Source organism: Bdellovibrio sp. KM01 (genome assembly GCF_013752535.1).
GTDB lineage: Bacteria > Bdellovibrionota > Bdellovibrionia > Bdellovibrionales > Bdellovibrionaceae > Bdellovibrio.
Genome location: NZ_CP058348.1, coordinates 578728 through 601081, shown reverse-complemented (window position 1 = coordinate 601081; position 22354 = coordinate 578728). Strand labels below are relative to the sequence as shown.

17 protein-coding genes are annotated in these 22354 nt (G+C 46.6%); 11 read left to right on the top strand and 6 right to left on the bottom strand.

Annotated features, from left to right (window positions below):
* Positions 1–35: 35 nt before the first annotated feature.
* From HW988_RS03035 to HW988_RS03025, 3 genes are all read right to left on the bottom strand, one after another.
* Positions 36–3365: a Calx-beta domain-containing protein gene (locus tag HW988_RS03035; RefSeq protein ID WP_255490185.1), complete on the bottom strand. Its 3330-nt coding sequence runs from the start codon at positions 3363–3365 to the stop codon at positions 36–38.
* A gap of 204 nt (positions 3366–3569) precedes the next feature.
* A complete protein-coding gene (locus tag HW988_RS03030; protein WP_181606163.1) occupies positions 3570–4151 on the bottom strand; it encodes a hypothetical protein in 582 nt (193 codons plus the stop codon).
* 1 nt (position 4152) lies between these two features.
* Positions 4153–4656, bottom strand: a complete 504-nt coding sequence (locus tag HW988_RS03025; protein WP_142698954.1) for a hypothetical protein — start codon at positions 4654–4656, stop codon at positions 4153–4155.
* A gap of 91 nt (positions 4657–4747) precedes the next feature.
* Here HW988_RS03025 and HW988_RS03020 point away from each other — a divergent pair, with 91 nt between their 5' ends.
* The 11 genes from HW988_RS03020 (at position 4748) to rfaE2 (ending at position 19659) form a co-directional block, all read left to right on the top strand.
* The gene (locus HW988_RS03020; protein ID WP_142698953.1) at positions 4748–5797 is read left to right on the top strand and encodes a hypothetical protein; all 1050 of its coding nucleotides are present in this window, start codon (positions 4748–4750) and stop codon (positions 5795–5797) included.
* On the top strand, positions 5752–6690 hold the full coding sequence (locus tag HW988_RS03015; protein WP_142698952.1) for a pseudouridine synthase: 939 nt from the start codon (positions 5752–5754) through the stop codon (positions 6688–6690). The genes HW988_RS03020 and HW988_RS03015 overlap by 46 nt, the downstream gene beginning before the upstream one ends.
* Positions 6691–6692: 2 nt before the next feature.
* Positions 6693–7589 carry a DMT family transporter gene (locus tag HW988_RS03010; RefSeq protein WP_181606162.1) on the top strand — a complete coding sequence of 299 codons (897 nt, stop codon included), beginning with the start codon at positions 6693–6695 and terminating at the stop codon, positions 7587–7589.
* An 87-nt stretch (positions 7590–7676) separates the two neighbouring features.
* Positions 7677–11510 (top strand): tail fiber domain-containing protein, encoded by a 3834-nt coding sequence (locus HW988_RS03005; protein WP_181606161.1) that lies wholly within the window; start codon positions 7677–7679, stop codon positions 11508–11510.
* Between the two features lie 21 nt (positions 11511–11531).
* Positions 11532–15548, top strand: a complete 4017-nt coding sequence (locus HW988_RS03000; RefSeq protein ID WP_142698949.1) for a tail fiber domain-containing protein — start codon at positions 11532–11534, stop codon at positions 15546–15548.
* A 114-nt stretch (positions 15549–15662) separates the two neighbouring features.
* Positions 15663–15932 carry a hypothetical protein gene (locus HW988_RS02995; protein ID WP_168196536.1) on the top strand — a complete coding sequence of 90 codons (270 nt, stop codon included), beginning with the start codon at positions 15663–15665 and terminating at the stop codon, positions 15930–15932.
* A 72-nt stretch (positions 15933–16004) separates the two neighbouring features.
* Complete coding sequence (locus tag HW988_RS02990; protein ID WP_246845828.1) at positions 16005–16688, top strand: hypothetical protein; 684 nt, start codon at positions 16005–16007, stop codon at positions 16686–16688.
* On the top strand, positions 16645–17589 hold the full coding sequence (locus tag HW988_RS02985) for a 50S ribosomal protein L11 methyltransferase (RefSeq protein ID WP_255490183.1): 945 nt from the start codon (positions 16645–16647) through the stop codon (positions 17587–17589). The genes HW988_RS02990 and HW988_RS02985 overlap by 44 nt, the downstream gene beginning before the upstream one ends.
* A gap of 11 nt (positions 17590–17600) precedes the next feature.
* Positions 17601–18362, top strand: coding sequence for a 16S rRNA (uracil(1498)-N(3))-methyltransferase (locus tag HW988_RS02980; protein ID WP_181606160.1), 762 nt, complete (start codon positions 17601–17603; stop codon positions 18360–18362).
* 9 nt (positions 18363–18371) lie between these two features.
* Positions 18372–19181 (top strand): metalloendopeptidase, encoded by an 810-nt coding sequence (locus HW988_RS02975; RefSeq protein ID WP_181606159.1) that lies wholly within the window; start codon positions 18372–18374, stop codon positions 19179–19181.
* Between the two features lie 7 nt (positions 19182–19188).
* Positions 19189–19659: a D-glycero-beta-D-manno-heptose 1-phosphate adenylyltransferase gene (gene rfaE2, locus HW988_RS02970; protein ID WP_181606158.1), complete on the top strand. Its 471-nt coding sequence runs from the start codon at positions 19189–19191 to the stop codon at positions 19657–19659.
* On the opposite strand, the gene HW988_RS02965 is transcribed toward rfaE2, so the two are convergent.
* From HW988_RS02965 to HW988_RS02955, 3 genes are all read right to left on the bottom strand, one after another.
* Positions 19656–20390: a hypothetical protein gene (locus HW988_RS02965; RefSeq protein ID WP_181606157.1), complete on the bottom strand. Its 735-nt coding sequence runs from the start codon at positions 20388–20390 to the stop codon at positions 19656–19658. The genes rfaE2 and HW988_RS02965 overlap by 4 nt on opposite strands.
* A gap of 40 nt (positions 20391–20430) precedes the next feature.
* Entirely contained in the window at positions 20431–21486 is a 1056-nt protein-coding gene (locus tag HW988_RS02960) for a hypothetical protein (RefSeq protein WP_181606156.1), read from the bottom strand.
* 482 nt (positions 21487–21968) lie between these two features.
* Positions 21969–22298: a YkgJ family cysteine cluster protein gene (locus HW988_RS02955; protein ID WP_142702084.1), complete on the bottom strand. Its 330-nt coding sequence runs from the start codon at positions 22296–22298 to the stop codon at positions 21969–21971.
* Between the last annotated feature and the right edge of the window lie 56 nt (positions 22299–22354).

The following is a 22354-nucleotide window of genomic DNA, read 5'->3' as shown; positions in this document are numbered from 1 at the left end:
GGACTTAACAATGGACCTTGTCGGTAATCATCAGATTAATTCGCGAGACCGTAAACTGTCCGTGGCAAAATGACCGAATTCGCAACCCCCAACATGCGATCTGTGCGATTTCCCCAGCAATACAGTTTGTCGTTTGCGATAGCACAAGTATTTAAAGCGCCAGCAGAGACGTCTTGCACATCTGAGGCAATGGGACTGATCTTATTTGCAAAAGAACGATCTGTCAGAGTTCCATCGCCCAGGCGCCCGTTCACGTTGGATCCCCAACAGAATAGTTGTCTTGCGGCTCCTTGGATCACACACATATGAACGCTTCCGATACTGACTTTTTCAATATCAGTCATCGTCGGTGTCACTGGCGGAGTTAACGAGCTGGTGCCCATATTGGCACCTGTATTACCCCAGCAGAACATGTCTTTGTCTTTGTTAATCGCGCAGACACGAGATGCAGAACCACCATCTTGACCGATATCAACGGCGCTAATGTTTGTCATAATCGGGGTCGTCGGAATAGTCAGACGATTTGTCGTATCACCCAATCCAAGACTTCCCATTTGATTCAAACCCCAACAGAAAAGTTCATCCGATGTGGAAATATAACAAGTCGTACCTGACTGCGTGACAACATCACGAACTCCACTGGATTTAACTTGCACGGGCACGGCCTGACTGCTTCCACCTGGATATATCTGTTTATAACTATTCAGCCCCCAACACCATAACGATCCATTGGCTTTAACCGCACAGCCATTACTTTCATCCAAGCTTATTTTCGTAACATCCTTGGCAAAAAGTACTTTAGGAGAGTTAAAATTTGCGCCGCTACTCATACCAATGGCGCCATACAAATCCGACCCCCAACAGCGCACCTCTCCGTAAGTTGAAAGAGAACATGTGGCGTGACGATCAGCAACGACTGTCGCCTGGTTTCGGGAAAGAGCTTCGGTCGGAACAACACGACTGATGTTCGTGCGATCCCCAATCTGTCCTTTAATATTTTTACCCCAACACTGCGTGGCCCCCGCCTTCGTCACCAAACAAGCATGTTGATCCAGTGAATTCAAAGCCAAGGAAACTTGTGCTACCCCGTCTTGAACAAATAGAGGCGTAACTTGCGACTGAGATTCCGTCGCTACACCCCAGCACTGCACATCTCCTGCAGTCATCAATGCACAAGCTGCACTTGATTGATAATCCATCGGCAAAAGTTTTGCGACACCACCCGGGATATACATCGCTATGCCACGCCCATGGCCCGCACCTTCTGTCGCAGGCAAACTATTTTTATTACCCCAGCACCAAACACTGCTATCGGATGTTTTTAATCCACAAGTGTAGTCATCATGAACCGAGATATCTTTATAAAGGCTAGAAACCAGAGTTGAAGAACTCAATAAGGTCGACATATTCGCTTGATCCAACTGACCATAGTAATTGTCACCCCAGCAGTATGTTTCAGTAGTACCTGCATTATCCTTCAATACGCATGCGCGCCCCGAAAAATAACTCACTGACGCTCCGATAACACCGGTTTCCACAGGTGTTGCCGGGAATGTTAGTTGCTGAGTCACGTTGCCCATTGGTTTTCCTACGGCATTCAACTGACCCCAACAATAAAAATCCTTGTTTGTCTTTGTCGCACAGATAATCAAACTTCCCGTGGTTCTGATAAAGATGTCTGAAATGTCCGTCGCGATTTTCACACGTTCGGCATAGGTTTTAGTTACATTTGTAACACCTGTCGCAAAGGATCCTGAAAAATCTCGCCCCCAGGCCCAAAGCTCCCCAATATCGCTGATATAAAAGATTGCAGTCGCAGTGACTTTGACTTTTACAGCACCGGAAGCAACTACTTTTTTCGGGGTCAGAATATAAGCTCCGCTGGAGCCATTGATAAATCCATCATTATCATAACCCCAACACCACATTTCTTTCGCGGTATTGATCGCGCAAACGGCGTAACCTCCAGCCAAACTAAAACTTTCCACATTCGTGAATGTCGGAGTAGCGGGTGGAGCAAAGGTGTCATTCGTCGTGCCATCACCTAACTGACCACGATCATTTTTACCCCAGCATTTTAAATTCTTATCATCAAACAAAGCACACCAAACATTGTAACCGGCTTGGAAGTCCACGACTTTAGGAACTGCCGCCCCATCGTCGTCCTTGATATGAATTTCATAGAACGAGCGCACGCCACCGGAACCTAACGAGTTCTTCGTCAATACCAGACGCAAGCGTTTTTCCGGCTCTGCAATCGTGTCATTCAAGATCTTCACGTGAATGGTTTTTGATTGTTCGCCAATGGCGAACTGCAATTCAGGTGTTACCAACTCGAAATCAGTACTCGTCGCCTCTCCTGATGCTTGAATGGAAACTTTAAATGGAATCGGCGCCGGAGCACTCAACTGAACAGGAATATAAATATCGCCTGCAGATTCCGTTACGACTTGCGAGCTACTTAAAAATTCTGCGGTTAAAGCGGAGGTGTAAGTTAAGACACCCGTCGTATTTTTTGTCGGCAGACTGGTGACGGCCGCTTCATTCGCGGGATTCACGATTGTTGCGCCCGTCATAGTAATGGCAGCCGGCATCTCGACACCATCCGTGTCGTCGTCTCCCAAAATAATTTCATAACGGAATAAAAGTTCTGAAGCCGATACCTGGGCGATGTAGTTTGCCACGCGGTTATTGGATCCAACTCTAACTGTAATTGTTGGCGAACCTGTGACTGTTACAGGCTGGTCGTATTTTACAACCACCTCTAAACCGGTACCATCCAAATAGACATCCGTATCGGGAGTCTTTAGCTCCTTCACTTCAGGAATAGTTTTGACCAATATCGGTGTCGTATCCGCCAAAGAATTATCGGCGCCTGGAGCAGGCAATATCAAAAGATTTGCCACCTCAGCAGCTGTACCTGTTGCGCCATTTGCTGGCTCGATTGTACCACCATTTAAATCAAGCGCTCCCACTCCTGTATAGTCCAAAGTGGCCGTTGAGTCCCCGGCGACAACCGCATACTCAAACACTAAAGTGCTGGTACCTGATCCAGAAGCATAATTGGCTTTGCGCTTTACCGTTCCTGTTTCTAATTCCAAAGTAGGAGTTCCGGTGACATCCACAGGACCACTGAAGTGAACCGAGATTGGAACCACTTGGGCCGTGGTAAATCGAGGTAATGAAAACACGCCGACTCCACTAGCACTTGTGACATCAGCATCTACTAAAAGAATCTTCGGATATGCGGCAACAGATGGAAGACCAAGATCTAGGGAACCACCCAAGATACGTGCATCCAACTGCCCGCAACCAGTGGTGAAAATAGAAATTAACATAAGAGTGACCAAAAACGATCTAAACACTCTGTACTCCAAAAAGACGTGAAACCTTCTAGAATATTAATCGGCTTAGGAAACGCATGACTACAGATGTGAAAAGTGGATATTTGAACTTTTCAACTATACTTGTTTTGGTTTGATACGAAAAAAAGAGGCAAGGCTCGAGTTGCACTCCAAAGTTTGTTCGAACTTTTACAGCGGGATATGGTCTGGTTAAAGTAACAATTTTTATTCAAAAGGTGACTTGCGCCACTGGGTCCAACCATTTTGGGTCATCTTGTGACTTAGAAAAATGAAAATCGGCAAACTGACTACCAAAGACATAAAGGTATCTGCCATAGCCATCTGTAAGTAATCTCGCAAAAAGTCCTCTTGAAAGAAAATTCCATCCAAGGTGAGTACAGCCATCAAAATGTAACTGCCAATAAAATTTGGAATTACAAAAGCCATTATCCAAAAATAAAAAAGCTTTCCGGCATGTTTCAAATTCATCTTATATATTTTTAAGTACTTCCAAAACAGCCAACCCAAGCAAACTTTTAGGCCCTCACTTGCGGCGAAAAAGAAAATTCCCAGGGGAGAAAGATGTGTACCAGCAAGAGAACCCAAAAGGCTCGCGATAGCCACCGCAAGAATCACTCGTGGTCCCCACCACAGAATCAGAACCGAACCAATAAGATAGGGAAGATAAACGAGATAAAATCCAGGCTGAATAAAAACAAATGGCCCGGTGAACCGAGCCACAGTTTGAATGAGAATTGCAACAACCCAAGTCCACCATGGAATGTGGCGATTGAGTCCTTGTTCCATGTTACAGGCGTTTCAAGCGCGAGATTTCCATCTTCGCTTCGTTCAAAGCCGTTTGGCAGGAAATCATTTGCGCTTCTTTTTCAGCCAAAAGTTTTTGCAGGTGGTTCATACGCACTTCAAAACTTTTGATGATGTTGTTGTGGCGATCCACCATTTCCTGAACTTTCAAATCCAGGCTTTTGCGCTCGTTCACGCGTTGAGAAAGTTGAGTGATTTTCTGACCAGCCTCAGTTGCTAAACCATTGTGGCTTTGCTCCAGACGAGTCAAAAGCTGCTGGTTGCGATCGAACTTGATATTGGAGCTTTTGATCAGCTCATTCACCGTTCCCACAATCTTGTTCATTTGATCGGCCAAGGCTTGGTTTTGAGCCTTAAGCTCGAAAATCTGGCGGTCGGTATTCAGATAATTGGAACTTGTGGAACCCATGGAGGACGCAGTTTCCAGGCCGGAGCTCTTGCTGATCTTCTTTTCACCGAATAGTTCAGGATTTAATTCTTTGTGCATGCTCCGACCCTCCCTTGGGTACTGATGTGACGCTCTTAGAAACATCATATTTTTTCTGGACAGAAAATTCAAATGTTCATACGTTAGGGCCATGTTAAAAGTCGGTCAGTTGCTGAAGTTCGTTTCAGATCTAAATCCTCAAAATACGCCCACGCGCCTGTCATTCTATAATTTCCTTAGAGGGTTTCCTCATGCGGATGACTCGTTGACGCCTGAGTTGATCGAAATGTTCTTCAATTACTGCATGGATTATCCACACTGGGCCTCCAATAAGCAGCAATTAGGCCACGAAGTTCAGTTTTTGCTCGAGAACTTCAACAGCTTTTATCAGCAAAAATTCGACCTTTCCCCGATCCGTTTCCCACAAAACATGCAGATCATTGAGATTGAACACTTCTCCGACCTAATTGACGCGGTGAGTTCATATGTTAAGTCGCAATGCGAGGAAGGCGACAAGTTCCGCATCCTCCCAGATCAAAACAAACGAGTGGTGGCTATCGTCCTTCGCGCCGACAAATCTTTAGAGGTTCGTACTTTCGATCGTAAATTCACGATCCGCAATGGCGCCTTGGAACCTTTACGCAAAGACCTGGTTCTTTACTACAACCCTGAATTGGAATTGAGCTCTCATCACGATCACAAAATCGAGGTGGCTCCTTACATCACGGCCCAATTCCGTGTGATTAAAGACAAAGTTTCCGGCGTTTTGATGCGTGGATATGTTTTCCAAAAGCTTTTAGATGTTAAGAACGAGGCTTTGCAGGATCAAACCCGCATCCTTTTCCCTATCAAACGTTTGGAACAATTCTTCATTGATCGCAGAACAGACCCCTACTATCAGGATCTAATCAGCCAGCTGGAAAGAACATGTAATTTGGTTCAACAAGGTGATGCAGAAGCCACAAAATGGTCTTCCATCGTCCTCGGGAAAGCCGATACAGCCCTGGAAAACGTGTTTTTAGGGGATAAATTACTCACTTTGTTGGCTCGAGACCTCCGTCACGCCCTAATGGAGGCCAATCGCAAGAATAACTCCTCATCCGCGCTCAGCAGTGATATATTGATCACTCAACAATTACCTGAGGCCGATGAAGAATGTCTGAAGATAGCACCTCTCAAAGAGTTAGACTTAATAAACTAATTGCCGACAGTGGTTTGGCTTCCCGCCGCCACGCCGACAAAATGATCGAAGAAGGCATGGTCACTGTTAATGGCAAGCGCGTATACGAGCTTGGCGTGAAAGTAGACCCTCAGCACGATAAAATCCTGGTTGAAGGCAAAGTTCTTCGCAAACCACTTTCTCAAAAACTTTATTTGATCTTCAATAAGCCAGCGGGCGTTTTGACGACGATGGACGATCCAGAAGGTCGCCCAACGATCGCTGAATACCTTGGCGATGTTCCTTCACGTGTATTCCCTGTGGGTCGTCTGGACTGGGACTCTGAAGGTATGATCCTTTTGACGAATGATGGTGATTACGCCAACAAAGTTGCCCATCCAAAAGAAGAAGTTACGAAAACGTACTTGGTTAAATTGGATGGCAAACCAGAACCTCGCCACCTGCAAAAATTGAAAGATGGCGTATCCATCGTTGGTGGTAAAGTTTCTGCTCGCCACATCGAAAAGATCAAAAAATCGGGCGATAACAAATCTGAAAAGTACGAATGGTACAAAATCGTGATCACAGAGGGTAAAAACCGTCAGATCCGTCAGATGTTCGCTAAAATCGGTTTCGACGTTATGAGACTTCAACGTGTGGCGATTGGTCGCTTGCGTATGGGTGCGATGAAAGCCGGCGAGTTGATGTTTATCAATGACGTCGCTGCAAACCGTGTATTCTTGGCGGATGATCCAGAAGACTTAAAAGTTAAAAAGAATTCTTACAAAGGCCGCGCTCCTGCTCAAAAAGCTGCTGCTGACTCTAAAAAATCAGCTGCTGAAAAAGAAAAAGCTAGAGAGAAAAAAATGAGTGCTGGTAAGAAAAAATACGCGGGCGGTAAGTTAATCGCTCCTAAAGGTCCGAAAAGAAAATAGTTATGAAAAAACTAAGCCCACGAGTCCGCGGAACTATTGAGATTTCCATTGGCAGCGTGGGTTTTGGTTTTTTAGGGATCTTTGGTAAAATCGCTTTTAACTCCGGCCTCTTGGTTGGAGAATTCCTGACTTACAGATTCACTTTGGCAGCGATGCTTATCTGGATCTTTCTGCTTCTCTTCCGTCCTCAATGGATTCGCCTTTCTAAAAAACAAGTAGTCATCGCCGCTTTGTTGGGGATTTTTGGTTACGGCCTGTTCTCGACTCTTTATTTCACGGCCATTGATGGACTTAGCATTACGCTCGCAGCGCTGCTGCTTTATACATATCCATTCTGGGTGAATGTGTTCTCGCACTTTTTTACTCACGACAAGATCTCGCGCAATGAAGCTTTTTGCCTGGTCTGCGCTTCAACAGGACTGGTGATGCTGTTGTGGGGGCATATCGAAGTTCGTAACGCTTGGGCGGTCCTGGCAGGTTTGCTTTCGGGAATCAGTTACGCGATTTATGTTATCGTTTCAGGTCGAGTGCAAAAAAATGTACGACCGATCACTTCCAGTCTTTATGTTATTACTTTTGGTGCTTTGGCCTTGGCACTTTTCCATCATCCGCACTTTGAAAACATCCCACACCTTTCAGCGACCCAGGCGTCTTGCATTTTTGGTATAGCGATCATAAGTACGATCATACCTTTGACCATGGAGCTGGCTGCTTTACAAAAGTTAAAAAGTTCTGAAGTTGCATTGCTGATGATGATAGAACCCATCACGGCGGCTCTTCTTGGAGTATTGGTATTTAAAGAATCACTCACGGGGTTGCAGATTGCAGGTGCACTTATAATTGCATTCGCACTCGTTGTTAATACGCGATTAAAATCTTTTGATAGTGTTTCAGCCTAGTCCATAATTGTTAACATATTGATATAATCACTCGTTTTAGTGTCTCAAAGCCTATCGGGATTCCGTAAGTAATCCGAATAGGCTCACATGAGATTTTGGTCGTCTTTGTTTCTCATACTCATCGCAGCCATTGGTGCGTCCGTCGCCCAGGCATCCCCTGACTCTTTTGTCTATCAGGGGCGAATCGTCAAACCTGACGGTACGGCACTCGAGTATAATAATGTCAGCTTCGCTTTCGCCTTCACCAATGCTGCTGGCAACTGTGTGTTGTACCGTGAGCAAAAAGACAACGTCGATATGCAAGGCTCGGGCGGCATGTTTGACGTGCCAATTGGCTCTGGTACTCGCCTTTTCCCAACGGGTCCTACTGCTGATATTCGCGATGCGTTTAAAAATTCAGTTTCGCTGCCTTGTGAAGGTGGAGGCAACTATACGCCGTCTGAAACTGAAGTTCGACTTTTGAAAGTACAATTTCATGATGGAGTTGGCTGGAATGCAATTACACCATATAGCACGATTCGTTCGGTCCCATTTTCTACTTTCTCTTATTCTGCAGGTCGCCTGGGTAGTAATGTTGCCGGAGATTTTGTTTTAAAATCCTCCATCGCCACTTGTGCCGTCGGTCAGTATCTGACTTTCGATGGAACTAACTTTGCCTGCCAGAACGATTCTGGTGGTACCGGAACTGTTAGTGACGTGAATGTTTCGTCGCCTCTTACCAAAGGTGGTTCGCCTGCAATTCCAACAATTGGCATCAATGTTGGAACGACGGCAGGAACTGTGGCTGCCGGTAACGACACTCGTTTTGGAAACGCCATTAAAATTCAAGGCACTGCCGTTGATGCAACGGCACCGACGCTTGCCCAAGTCTTAAGATATGATGGCACAAGCTCCTGGGTTCCAGCGACACTGGCGATTTCTGATATCTCGGGTCTTTCCACACAGCTTGCAAATAAAATCAATGCGACGATGTTTCCGACAAGTTGTACCGCGGGACAATCGTTGGTGTTTGTTTCCCCGGCTAACAAATTTGATTGCTATGACATTTCGATCACGGCTTCCCAGATTTCTGGGACAATTCCATTTTCCAAACTGGCTAGTCTTCCGACAACATTGTTGGGTTATGGAATTACAGATGCTGTGAAAAACAATGGTGGCACACTGGGTTTTAAATCTGGAACGAACGCCACTAAAGGTGCTGCCGGAACTGCGGGTAACATCTATATCTCCACAGATACCAAAGAGATCTATCGCGATAATGGCACGACCTGGGATTTAATTGGTTCCGCAACAGGAACTGGCGGAACGATTACAGGTGTGACGGCAGGAACGGGTCTTACCGGTGGCGGCACCACAGGTGCTGTGACTTTGAATGTGAATGTGGGCACGGGCGCCAGTCAGATTGTACAATTAGATACATCGTCGAAACTTCCGGCAGTGGATGGATCGGCTTTAACGAACTTAAATCCTTCGGCGCTTTCAGCTGTGGTTCCCCTTACTAAAGGTGGCACCGGTCAAACGACGGCATTGGCAAGCTTCAATGCCCTAAGCCCGCTGACTGCTAAAGGCGACATTCATACTCGTGACAGTACAAATAATATCCGCTTGGCGGTGGGAACTGATGGGCAAGTTCTTTCTGCAGACAGCGCCCAGGCCAGCGGACTTAAATGGATCACTCCAAATGCGGGCACCGTAACAAGTGTCACTGCAAGCTCACCACTCGCTGTTTCAACCGGAACAACGACTCCTGCGATCTCCATTTCTGCAGGAACCGGCTCCGCGCAAGTTCTGCGTTGGAACACGAGTGCGTGGGCTGCCTCTTACTTTAATTTTGCTGATTTAAAATCAGCAGCAGGAACGCAACAGATTCCGAACAACTGTACTTCGACGCAAACCTTAGTATGGCAGTCAGGTTCTGACACTTTCGCTTGCGTAACCATTGCCGTGACGGGAACTAATTTTGGATCGCAATCTGCAAATTTGGTTTTTGCTGGTCCAACTTCGGGAAGTGCCGCACCGACATTCCGCTCATTGGCTTCATCAGATCTTCCGGCAACGGGAGCAACGGGTGTTTTCTTGAATGGCGGTAACAGCTTCGGCACCGGGGCCACTATAGGTACGAATGATGCGAACAATTTTTCACTGAAAGCTGGTGGCAGTTCTGCAGCAACCATAACACCGGCAGGACTATTTGGTATTGGGATCACTCCCACTTACAATTTCCATATTCAGAAAAATCAAAACTCGATCACTGAAGGTCGCATTGAAAACTTGATCGCTTCAGGCAACACCAGCGCCGGCGCAAGATTTCAGGTAGTGGGAAATGATGTCAGCGGTATGCTCGCTGCCTATCCTGGTGATTATTCCGTAGCTGCTTATCAAGACAGATTTATCGTCGCAGCAAATTCGACTGCATCGAATGGACTGCTGTTAGCTACAAATACGACATCACCGATTGATCTCGCGGCAAATGGTGCGACGACGCCCGCCCTGCGTGTGACTTCGACGAATCAAATCGCTATCGGACAAACTTCAGTTACCGGCCGCTTAAGTACAACTCCGACCAATTATGGCGACCTTGCCGTTGGAATGACTTACAACTCTCTAAATTGGTACCAACCTGATGCGACTGGATGGGCGGGATCATTTGCCTCGGCGGGAGAGCAAGGGTTGGTCGTTGCGACTGATACAACTACAGGTACAGTTTTCCAAGCTTCGTCGGGAGCTTATAACGTCGGCACTGCCAGACGTGCGAATCCACTATTAACTGTAAAGGGTACAGGTTTTGTCGGCATCAATACTTCGACTCCAGTGTCGGCTTTGAATATCGTGGCTGACAACAAAAGTGCTGATACCTATGACGACCTGAACATTCATACTTACCATGCCACGTACACGCCCGGAATTATATTAACCCGCGGGCGTGGCACCGAAGCGTCGCCCACTCCTCTTCTGGTAAATGATTTGTTAGGCAGCTATAACTTCCGTGGTTGGTCTACTTCCACAACTGTGGGTTCGGGCGCTAGCATTCAGGCTGTGGCCGAAGACAATTGGGCTTCGGGTGATACACCCACTAACATGCGTTTTTTAACTAATAGTGGTGCCTCCATAGCGGAAAGAATGCGCATCGCTGCTAATGGCTATGTGGGCATAGGTACAACGACCCCGACTTCAACTTTGGACGTTAATGGTTCTATTATTGCAAATGCCGGAGCCAACATCGCGATGAAAGCATCTACAGCCAGCGTCTATGATTCCGGAGATATAGTCTGGTTTAATAGTGATAACTCAGAGAAAGCTCGTATCAACGCCGGGACAGGGTCAGCAGGTATTCTGTATTTTTCTGTCGGCAGCCCCACTTCTACGAAAATGACGATTCAAAACGATGGAAATGTTGGGATCGGAACGGTCACGCCATCCTATAAATTGCATGTCATCGGCACGGCAGGCCTGTCGACAGGGACAGCTTGGACAAATGCCTCCGATGCTCGACTTAAAGATATCCACGGAGACTACGAATACGGTCTGAACGAAGTTTTGCAACTTCATACGGTTCGCTATTCTTACAAAAAAGACAATCCTTTGAAACTACCTTCTGATTATCAGAAAACTGGTTTCATCGCACAAGAAGTTCAAAAAGTAATTCCCGATGCTGTGACAAAACGTTCTGATGGGTATTTGGAATTGAACGTCGATCCGATTCACTGGGCCGTCGTGAATGCAGTTAAAGATCTTTATCACAGATGGTTTGATGACTCACAAATCATTCATGAAAAGATCTCTGAACAAGACAGAAAAATCGCCTCTATCGAGAGTGAAAATCAGATCTTAAAAGAAGAAAACAAGAAGCTACAAAAAGAGCACCAAGACATAAAAAACTGGATCTGCAAACATGATCCGGATCATACGATGTGCCATTAATTCTGCCGATGAGATTAAAAGATGATGAAACATGGAACGTATCTTCTGTCATTACTATTGCTTGCGGACTTGGCCATGGCTGTGCCGAATTCGCTTTCGTATCAAGGACGAATCGTTCGACCTGATGGCACCGCATTTGAAGCGGCCAACGTCAGCTTTCTTTTTGAAATCACCAATCCCTCCGGAAATTGCGTTATCTATCGCGAACAAAAATCCGGCGTGAATATGACAAACTCCAATGGTATCTTTGATGTTCCGATTGGAACTGGCAGCAAACTATTCCCAGCCTCCCCGACGAAAACTCTTTTAAGCATTTTTGATAACTCCCAAGATTTGGATTGTGGAGATGCGAGCAATAACGTAGCGAGTTCATATACACCCTCAATAAATCATTCGCGGCTGCTTCGAGTGCAGTTTCATGATGGTACCGGTTGGCAGTTAATCACCCCTGATACGGAAATCCGTTCCGTTCCTTATGCGGCATATGCTTCCGGTGCCGATACAGCCCAATCTTTGAATGGTAAATCTGTCAGTGATTTCATTTTGAAAGCCAGCATTCCTACTTGTGGTGCCAATAGCTTTCTTTCTTGGAATGGTTCGGTGCTCGCATGCACCAGCATTTCCTCTCTGACATTAGTTGGTGATGTGAATGGATCCTCTACAGCAACGTCGGTAGACAAAATTAAAGGCGTCGCGATCGACACGACGGCACCGACAACTGGACAAGTGCTAAAGTTCGACGGCAGTAAATGGGCTCCCGCAACAATCTCTGCTGGCGGAAGTGGCACAGTTACATCTGTCACCGGAACTGCAGGTCAAATCACTGTTTCAAATGGAACTACGACTCCGGTGCTTACCTTGGACAATGTGGGAACTGCCGGAACTTACTATAAAGTAACGACTGATATTCAGGGCCGAGTTACAAGCGGTGTCGCCACTCTTTCTCCCGCAGATATTCCCTCGTTGGATTATTCAAAAATCACGACTGGTGTACCAAACACATTAAGTGGTTACGGGATTACGGATGCAGTTCGCAATCAAGGTGGCACTCCCGGAATAAAATCCGGATTGAATGCTTCCAAATCAGCGGGTACTGCTGGCAATTTATATATCTCGACTGATACCAAAGAAATCTATCGCGATAACGGTACGACATGGGATCTATTGGGCGCCTCTGGTGGAGGCGGTGGTACTTTATCAGGCGTCTCCGCAGGAACGGGTCTTACGGGTGGTGGCAGCTCTGGCACCGTCACAATAAGTGCAGATGTTGGAACAGGCCCCGGTCAAATTGTGCAGTTAGATGGGACTTCAAAACTGCCAGCAGTTGATGGTTCTGCACTGACAAATCTAAATCCTGCAGGACTTTCAGCAGTGGTACCCATCGCCAAAGGTGGCACCGGGCAGTCTTCAGCAACTGCGGGATTCAACGCTTTAAGCCCTCTCAGCTCAAAAGGTGATTTGCTAACTCGTGATAGCTCGAACAATGTTCGGTTGCCAGCGGGAACTGATGGACAAGTTCTTTCTTCGGATAGCTCACAAACAGCGGGCCTTAAATGGATCACACCCAATGCGGGTACTGTGACAAATGTGACGGCGACGGCTCCCCTGTCGGTGGCAACGGGTGGAACAACTCCCGCAATTTCCATTTCATCAGGGTCTGGAAATGCTCAGGTGCTTCGTTGGAATACTACAAACTGGTCAGCATCCTATTTTAACTTTACGGATTTGAAATCGGTCGCGGGTTTAACGCAAATTCCAAATAACTGTACGAACTCACAAACGCTGGTATGGCAAACCTTGACCGATACCTTTGTCTGCGCGGATATCTTAGTCAGCGGAGCAAACTTTTCAAATCAAGCCGCAGGATTGATCTTTGCCGGTCCGACTTCCGGTACAGCAGCGCCTACTTTCCGCGCTCTCGCTTCGACGGATTTACCCAGCGGAACTATTTCGGGACCTGGAACAGCCGGCTACCTTCCTTATTATAATGCGGCCTCAACACTGGCAAATTCGCCGCTTTATACTTCATCTAGTAACGTGGGCTTGGGTACGAGTTCTCCCACTTCAATTCTGCACGTAAGCAATTTGCTCCCAAATGGTGCAGCACCACTGGTCTTGTTAGAAAATACCAACGCCTCAATTTCAGGACTGACCACTTTTGCGGCGACCTCTCCAAATATCGGAGATACCTATAGCAAAACAAACATCATCGTTGGAAAAGCTTATTCAAATTATCAAGCTGGTATCATCGAATACAATTATAACTCATCTGATTCTACTCAACGCCGTTTAAGCCTGGGTCACAAAGGGTACACACCAAATTTTCATATAACTGAACCCGGTAAAGTTGGCATAGGCACAACTTCGCCAACATCTCCACTCACTGTTTTCGGTGGCGCATTGTTCGGAGATAAATCAACTTTCCCCACTGATTTCAATTCAATTGAAACCAATACTTATAGCAATTCACTTTATAACAACACTGCCACTTCAGGCACTTTTGGTTCTTTCGGCAGCTGGATGCGGGTTACACCTGCAGCAAACTCTACGCTGGCTTCTCAAGCAGTATCCGCAGGCCTTTCATTCAATGTGCCAGCGGGTGTAACAGTCAATTCAAGCTCTGATGCTTTGTGGGTCAATGCCGCCCGCAATCGTTATACAGGCAGTACCGACAACGGAACGGTGAACTCTATGAGAGGCATCACCATTACATACGGACACGAAAACGCCATACCAGCAAACACTCCCGTAACCAATACCGCAATTGGGCTGTTAGTTAATCCGTACACAGCGACAGGTACGATCACCGACATGTACGATATCTACTTAGGCAGTCGTGGCACCGGCGCGACAGTCACGAACAGATATGGTATTTACCAAATGGATGCGGCCGCCAAGAATTACTTTAACGGTTACGTTGGGATCGGAACTTCCAGTCCAACGTATCCGTTAACTATCTCAGGAAATGTTTGGGCGAACTCTAGCATCAAATTGCATCGTACGGATGGCACCACTGGACTGGGCGCCGGAATTACCATGAGTACTTCAAACGGAGCGATGGGCGTGGCTTCATCGCAAACACTGATCAACAATCCACTCGGCCAAATTAATTTCAATGGCACCGACCAAACAGGGGCCTACACCAACGCCAATTCAGCTGGTATTCGCGCTTATGCTGCCGAAAACTTCACAAACACCGCTGGTGGAGGACACTTAACCTTCGTAACAGTTCCAAAGTTAAGTCAAACTGAAGCAGAAAGAATGCGCATCACTTCTGAAGGCTTCGTGGGTATCGGCACTACCACTCCGAATGAAGTACTGGAAGTTCGCGGCAACATTATAGTAAATAGCGGATCGAATTTTTCACATCTGCGATTAGGTCAAGAATTGAATGATACGATAGTTGCCGACAACACCGCCGGGAAAACCTATGGAGGTGGCTATTGGTTCCGCGTTCATGATGCTACTCAAGGTTCTCTTTATCGTGATGTGATGTACATGAACGACAATGGACGAATCGGTATTGGCGTGGTTCTTCCCTCTTACACTTTACACGTCAATGGCTCAGTGGCCGGCACTTCAGCCTATAACAACTTATCTGATAGCCGCCTAAAAAAAGAGGTCTACACTATACCCGATGCCCTAGAGAAAATCGAAAACTTGCGTGGCGTCAGCTATCAATGGAATCACAGTGTTCATCCGGAAATTAACTTGAGCGACCGTCGGGAGTTGGGAGTCATCGCCCAAGAAGTCGAAAAGATTTTCCCAGAGGCCGTCAGCGAAGATCACAACACTGGAATTAAATCGGTGGCATACTCGATGTTAATAGGCCCCCTCATTGAGGCCGTAAAAGAGCTTCATGCAAAATGGGCTGCGGATTCACAAGGAATTCACTCTGAATTAGAAAAACAGAATCGCGAAATCGCATCTTTGAAAGAAGAGAATTCTCGATTGAAAAACAACGAGCAATCCCAAGAGTCTCGACTGCGCGCGCTCGAACAGCGCTTGAATGCTTTGGAAAAAGCAGCCGCGAAATAACTCTAGGAAACATCATTAGTTAGACTTGATTTGTCTCAGAATGAGATTGCTTAATGATCCGCTGGAAAACTCCGATAAGTATTTAAGACAGTTCGTTTTTTAAGGAGGTTTGAAATGAAAAAGCTGGTGTTGCTTGCCGTGATGGTGATGGCTTCTGGTTGTTCATTGGAAGCTTCTCTTGAAGACTTGAATGCTGTCATTTCGGCAAAGGCCCCATCTAAAGCTACGGGTCTGGTCTCTGGTTCTACTCAGGACGGTTCAACGGCTTCCGGTTATAAAGTGCAAAGCTCCGTGGGTAACTATCTTTCTGAAATCGAGCAGACAACTGATACGGGTAAATACAAAGTATACTCGTCCATTCAAGGTGCCATCGTTTCTCAATAGCTTCGCTTTGCTGGCAGTTAGTCCAGCTCTCGCAAGCTCATTTAAGTTTCAAAATAAGACGCCCGATAAGCCATGAAGAAACCATGGAAGGGTTCAATTATGTTGCTAGCTTTACTACTCTCTAGCCTGCTTCACACAGCACCTGCTCGCGCAGCCAGTGCTTCACTGACAATCGTTGATGTTCGTCGCAATATCACCTTGGCCAATGATGAAGAGCCTTACAAAGATTTTTACATAGCCGCCGATGCAAGCTCGGGCCTTAAGAAAAACATGGTCGTCACCGCTGTTCGCAAAATCAATGTGCGCGATGCCTCAGGGGCAAATGCTGTTGGCGAAATCCTGGTGCCTGTGGGCCAGCTAAAAATCATCGCTATTTACGACAAAGTTGCTGTGGCTCGTGAATTCACTTTGCTTTCCAGAGATGACCTTCCGATGCTTGAGCAAGTGGGAATTATGACCGGGGATCGTATTGAAACCCGTGGTTCCTTTATTGACAATTCGAAACCTAAAAGAAAAAAAGTAGCTGAAGTCCCTCCCGTTCAATCAGCTACAATGACGACGGTGGCCGTAGCGGTAACCGCTCCTGCTGCCGCGCCTGTCGGCCTAGCGACTGCCCCAGCAGCTCCAGCTGCGAAGGAATTACAGGCTCCTATGGCATTGACTGCACCAGAAAAGGCCCTTGCTCAAGCTCCGGTTAATACAGGGGAAAAGCTTGAAAAAGTGGCGGATTCTGGTAACAACTCAGGGCATGAGTGACAATAAATATTTCCGTGTTCGCCTAAGCCAGGTTCCTGCAGATCTTGAAGACGTTATTACTACACACAGTTTCAGTTGTGGCGCCTCGGGCGTCACCGAAGCTTTGGTCTTCACCCAACCCGATCTTACTTACGATCCGACCCTGGTAAACGTTCCGACTCACGAGTTGGACGTATTCTTCCCACAGAATCCTGATCAAGATTTCTTCAAAGGCCTGACTGAATTCAGCGCCATGATCAAATGGCAAATCTTTGAAGAAGAAAACAAAGACTGGTTAGAAGAGTGGAAAAAAGGATTCGTACCTTTCCGCTTGATCGGTGATTTCTGGGTTGTGCCGTCTTGGTTGACTCCCCCACCTGAATGTAAACATGCGATCTATATCGATCCAGGAATGGCGTTCGGTACTGGTACTCACGCGACAACCCAGATGATGGCTTTCTTCATCAACAAATTGGCAGAAAAACACAAAGCGAATCTGGCTGACTGGGCATTGCTTGATGTCGGCACGGGTACTGCGATCCTGGCGATGCTTGCACAAATGAGCGGCATGGGCTTGGTAACAGGTATCGAAATCGATCCCGAAGCTCGTCGCGTAGCTCGTGACAATGTGAAATTGAATAAGCTGCCACAAATCGATATCCCGGAAACACAATTGGATGAAATCCGCGGACCTTACGATGTTGTTGTCGCAAACATCATCGACGGCGTCTTGATCAATATCAAAAAAGATCTTTTGCGCGTTCTAAAACCTGGCGGTCACATTTTGCTGACGGGTATTTTGGAAGAGCGTGACAACCACTTCTTTGAAAAATTCTTTGAAGGAACAAACCTTGAGGTTGTTCGTCGTCTTGAAAAAGACGAATGGGTTGGTTACTGGGCTAATTCTACAGAAAACGCATAAGGTTGCCTTCGATGAGACGCTATTGGATCGAAAAAAAAGATCTGTTCGGTGATCAAGTTAATTTCTCTGGAGATGTGTTTCATCACATCTTCGATGTTTGCCGTCAGGCCGTGGGTTCCAAATTCGAAGTTCTAACTGAAGACAGCAAAGCATACTTTGTCGAGGTCACTCAAGTTTCCAAAAAATCCGCGACCGCTCAAGTGATCGAAGAACGGGACATCCCGCCTTTGAAAACTCCCCATGTCCATTTGGCTCTTTCGATTTCTCGCTTCCCTGTGATGGATGCGGTGATGGAAAAAGCTGTGGAAATGGGTGTAAAAAGCATCCAGCCTTTTTTCTCTGAATTCAGCTTTGTCCGCTCCGGCGAAAAAATCTCTGATAATAAAACAGAGCGCTGGGATAAAATCGTGAAGTCAGCAACCCAACAATCCGGTCGTGGCGATCTGATGAAAGTTCCAGCCGCCGTGAACTTTGATAAGCTTGCGGGCCTCATTAACCAAAATGACTCTTCCGTGGGTCTATTTGCATATGAAGGCCCATCAACGCTAAGCATTAAAGAATACGTCAGCAAAGTAAAAGCGTCTCACCCTGCCGGCATCACGAACATTTGGATTATCGTGGGCAGCGAAGGCGGCTTTTCCCACTCCGAAGTTCAAAAATTCCAGGACCTAGGCCTTCATCCAGTCACCTTGGGACCCCAGGTTTTGCGAGTCGAAACGGCTTGCATGGCTCTGGTATCAGTCCTAAAGTATGACTTTGATCTGATGGTTTAAGGAGAAGGAATGGATCCTTTCGAAGAGTTTGAATTTAAGCCCCTGACGGATGGTCTAGGTTTCCACAAAAAGAAAGCTGCGACCGCTAAATTTGAAACGGAAGCTGATTCTTTTTCGGCTTCTCCGTCACCTGCTCTTTTGAAAAACCAGGGTTTGGAATTGATCGAAGAAAATTCGGTTGATCCACTTCGTCCACCACTTCCTCGCAAAAAGTCCAGCCCGGCGACTTCACCTGTTCCTTCTGCTCCAGGTTACCTGACAGAAGTGGGCGGCGAAGCAAATCCTGCAAGCTCGACAGCAGCGGTTGATGAGATTCTTAAAACTCTTCAAAAAAATCGCCGTTTGGAATTTGATGAGAAATCAAAAACCAAGATCACTGCGCAAACTAAAGAAGAATACAAATCGACGGTTTTCAGTTTCTCTGCAGGTCTATTGGATGGAATGCTTGTTATGGCAGCCAGCCTTCTGTGCCTGATTCTGTTGGTGTCTATCGCAAGAATTGATCTTGTGGCAAACTTGACTCAACCGGATGAGAACTACTTCGTTTACCTGGCGATCGTATCCATCTTTGCTTGTGTGTCTTTCGTTTATCTTTCTTTGAATCGCATCTTTATGGGTGCAACTCCGGGCGAATGGGCTTTCGATCAACGTGTAGGTACGCCAGCTGATCTTGTATCTGGTATGTTCTGCCTTAAAGTTGCTGCTCGCAGCGCTTTGGTGATCGCTACGGGTTTCATTGTATTCCCGATTTTGTCCGCTCTGATGAATAAAGACTATGCCGGTCAAATCACTGGCGCTCGTCTGCTTAAGAAAGTATAGGTTCCCCATGGGCCAAGTTCGCAAGTTCGATGATATCGCTGAAGCCTTGGCTCCGCTTCGTTCCGAAGGTAAAAAAATCGTATTCACAAATGGCTGCTTCGATCTTCTGCATGTAGGACATGTTCGCTACCTGCAGGAAGCTCGCTCGTTGGGTGACGTATTGGTTGTGGGAGTGAATTCCGACGCCAGCGTAAAACGCCTGAAAGGCCCGACTCGTCCTGTACAAATTGAAAACGATCGTGCGGAAATCCTGGCAGCTCTGGGTTGCGTCGGGTTTTCTGTGATCTTTACTGAAGACACTCCAGAAAATTTGATCAAAAAAGTTAAACCCGACATCTTGGTTAAAGGTGGCGACTGGAAAATCGACCAAATCGTGGGTGGAACATTCGTTGCGGGTTACGGTGGTCAGGTGATGTCTTTGCAATTCATCGACGGCAAATCCACGACGAAATTGATCGAAAAAGCCCAACAGAATTAGAATCTGTAGCCTAATTTTCCGCTGTAAACTGAATCTGTATAACGATCGACCTCTAAAGCAATAAAGGCTTTGGATATTTCCACATTTACGCCAAAGAACGTGTGATCTTCAGAGATATTCTGAGACTCGGTATCCCCCGAAGCGGTGATACCACCGGAACCGCCAATGAAGGTGCCTTGCGCACGAATCCGTCCCCAGCCGAAATACAAAGCGACGTTTTCCATGTTCACAGTCCCGACCAAATCCCACCCAATTGTTGAGATATTCACCAGATTTTGAATATTGGCTCCACCCGCATATAAAAGTGCTGAAAAAGAAATAGGAAAAAATGGCGCTTCATAAAATCCCCACCGGAATTGGCCGCCGAAGTTTTGCATTTCTTCATTCTGAATAGAGGGAGAGAAATATACGAAGGTATCAATGTTATAGAAAAGACCTTTTCCCAAACTCAAAGTGGAATAGGATAGCTCCCCTTTGTCTACTGTCCCCGAACCCATGCTGGCCAAATCGCCCACGGGAATAAATTGAGTCGCAAGACCGATTTCCACCCCAGAATACCCGCCCAATGGATACGGATCGCCCAGAATTTTGGCAGCTGAACCATAGCCTAAAATTTCTAACATACGGATTTGATCTGACGTGGAAAGATTGCGCGGAAGATCGGTCATCGCATGAGCCTGCGCACAGATAAGTGTGAATAAGAAAATTAAAAAGCGATGACCCAGTTTCATGGAACTATTGTCATCGCAAATGCCTTAGGCTGTCCAGCTCTTATAGAGTTGCAACACCGGATTGAATTTGACTCAAAGCAGTTCCCGCCAAAGAAGCGATCTCTGAATTAGTGCTGCTTTGAAGTTCTTTAAAGATCGTCACGAATTGAGTGTAGTTTTTCAGTGAATTTTCAAACGCATCGCCGCGTGAACGGTTCCCTTGGCTGGAAACTGTTCCTTCTTTTGCTGAATTATAGCCCTTAACCACAACTTCTGCTGCCAAAGAAACCACTTCTTCGTCTGAGCTTCTCAATGAAGAAGCCAAAGCGCTTAGGCGACCTGCATTTGCGAAACCCAACAAGTAAGCCATCGCCTTCGTTTGGTTTTCAGTCGAATATGATTTGTAACCAGATGCCACCGTGTTAAATGCTGTTGAGCTATAGAATGAACTCGCTGCTGACAAACCCAAAGCTTGAGTTTCCGAGTTGCTGTTTTGCAAAAGCTCTTTCACGATACCGTAGAATTCAGCATCGTTAAGTTCTTTATCCATGTAAGCCACAACCATTTTATTCACGTTTTCTTTAGTCGGTTGACCCAATACCAGATTACGCCATTGAGCCGCCGTCATCGAGTCTTTATCTGTTCCGGCTTTTTTACCATCATTTGCTGCAGCACCAGCACCAGTTGCTACAGATCCACCAGCGCCGTTACCTGTCGATATATCATCTGCACCCGCTTTGAATGTGGGGTTGCCATCGACAACACGAACTGAAACTTCTGGTTTCTTATCTTGGTCTTTTTTATCTTCAGCTTTTTTTTGAGCGGTTTTAGTTGTTGCAGCGGCGGATTTAGTTTTGTCTTCCGTGTTTGGAGTCGTTTTAGCTGCTTCAGTCGGTTTCTTGTTACCAAATGGATTCACATAGCTGCGAGAAACCTCGCGGCCCCCCAAATCGAAGAGGGCTGCCAAGATTGATTTTGGACGAATCATCTCGAAGCTTAATTCAGAAGTCTGGAGAGCTCTTTGAACAGGAGCTTTAAACAGATTGCCTACGCCACCGATCAAAACGATCGCTACCGCTATGATTGCAATTTCTAGTTTATTGTCTTTAAGGCTCATAAAAAGCCCTCCTGTCTTACTGTTCTAAGAGCAGGCCTTATGCCACTTGGGGTACCCCTATATTCGTTTAAAAGTTGGTCAATTTGAGACGGTGCCGGCCTTAGGCTTCCCGCTGTCTAAACTTTTTACGTTTTCCCTCTGAACGGGGCCCTCGGGGCATAGCTGGGGGCTACGGTCTCGCCTGTGTCCCGCCCTCACTCTGTCGACACGCCATCCGGGCTCACCGTCGCCCGCCTTTGGCGGGTTCGCGCATCGTGCGCCGACGGAGGTCGACGGCGTGAGGGCAGGCCCCAGTCGTGCCCGTAGCCCCCATCTATGAACTAGATGTTTCAGAGGAAAAAGTTTGGAGTTTTGTCAGCTCGTATTTAGTTGTCTCGTTCTGAAATTGTCGATTTCTGAATGAATGCAGGCGACCCTATTGGGTCTTTGCTTCTCTTTTTCCAGTTGGAGAATTGGGATTCAATGTGAATTCCGGGGGTTGGTTATTTGGATTTTGGGCCTACGGGGCAGTAGCCTGGGCGGGGGCCTATTTTGGGGAATTCTCGGCAGGTGTCTGGGCGTTTTTCGTAGACTGTGCAGAGGCGGGTTATTGGGTGTAGGTAGAGGCAGTCCCCGTTGGGGCGGGAGCTTAGCATGAAGAATTCGGTGCCGCTTCTGTAGGAGATTATTATTTTTTCTTTGATGAGGCGCTTGGAGAGTTTTTTTACGCCCGCCGCGGCTTCGTCTTCGTCGGTTACACCAAGGCGAATGAGGTCTGAAAGTTTGATTTCAACGGGCATCGTGCAACAATGCCCATGGCATCCATTGCACATCCCATCACGATATTTAAGCCAAGTAGACGGCCTGTCTTTATCAGTTTTCAACTCTT

Excerpts from the sequence above, each read along its gene's own strand:
- HW988_RS02955 (WP_142702084.1), bottom strand. The coding sequence starts at position 22,298 with ATGTGCAATGGATGCCATGGGCATTGTTGCACGATGCCCGTTGAAATC.
- HW988_RS02990 (WP_246845828.1), top strand. The coding sequence starts at position 16,005 with ATGAAGAAACCATGGAAGGGTTCAATTATGTTGCTAGCTTTACTACTC.
- HW988_RS02975 (WP_181606159.1), top strand. The coding sequence starts at position 18,372 with ATGGATCCTTTCGAAGAGTTTGAATTTAAGCCCCTGACGGATGGTCTA.
- HW988_RS02995 (WP_168196536.1), top strand. The coding sequence starts at position 15,663 with ATGAAAAAGCTGGTGTTGCTTGCCGTGATGGTGATGGCTTCTGGTTGT.
- HW988_RS02965 (WP_181606157.1), bottom strand. The coding sequence starts at position 20,390 with ATGAAACTGGGTCATCGCTTTTTAATTTTCTTATTCACACTTATCTGT.
- rfaE2 (WP_181606158.1), top strand. The coding sequence starts at position 19,189 with ATGGGCCAAGTTCGCAAGTTCGATGATATCGCTGAAGCCTTGGCTCCG.
- HW988_RS03005 (WP_181606161.1), top strand. The coding sequence starts at position 7,677 with ATGAGATTTTGGTCGTCTTTGTTTCTCATACTCATCGCAGCCATTGGT.
- HW988_RS03000 (WP_142698949.1), top strand. The coding sequence starts at position 11,532 with ATGATGAAACATGGAACGTATCTTCTGTCATTACTATTGCTTGCGGAC.
- HW988_RS03030 (WP_181606163.1), bottom strand. The coding sequence starts at position 4,151 with ATGGAACAAGGACTCAATCGCCACATTCCATGGTGGACTTGGGTTGTT.
- HW988_RS03025 (WP_142698954.1), bottom strand. The coding sequence starts at position 4,656 with ATGCACAAAGAATTAAATCCTGAACTATTCGGTGAAAAGAAGATCAGC.
- HW988_RS02960 (WP_181606156.1), bottom strand. The coding sequence starts at position 21,486 with ATGAGCCTTAAAGACAATAAACTAGAAATTGCAATCATAGCGGTAGCG.
- HW988_RS03015 (WP_142698952.1), top strand. The coding sequence starts at position 5,752 with ATGTCTGAAGATAGCACCTCTCAAAGAGTTAGACTTAATAAACTAATT.
- HW988_RS02980 (WP_181606160.1), top strand. The coding sequence starts at position 17,601 with ATGAGACGCTATTGGATCGAAAAAAAAGATCTGTTCGGTGATCAAGTT.
- HW988_RS03020 (WP_142698953.1), top strand. The coding sequence starts at position 4,748 with ATGTTAAAAGTCGGTCAGTTGCTGAAGTTCGTTTCAGATCTAAATCCT.
- HW988_RS03010 (WP_181606162.1), top strand. The coding sequence starts at position 6,693 with ATGAAAAAACTAAGCCCACGAGTCCGCGGAACTATTGAGATTTCCATT.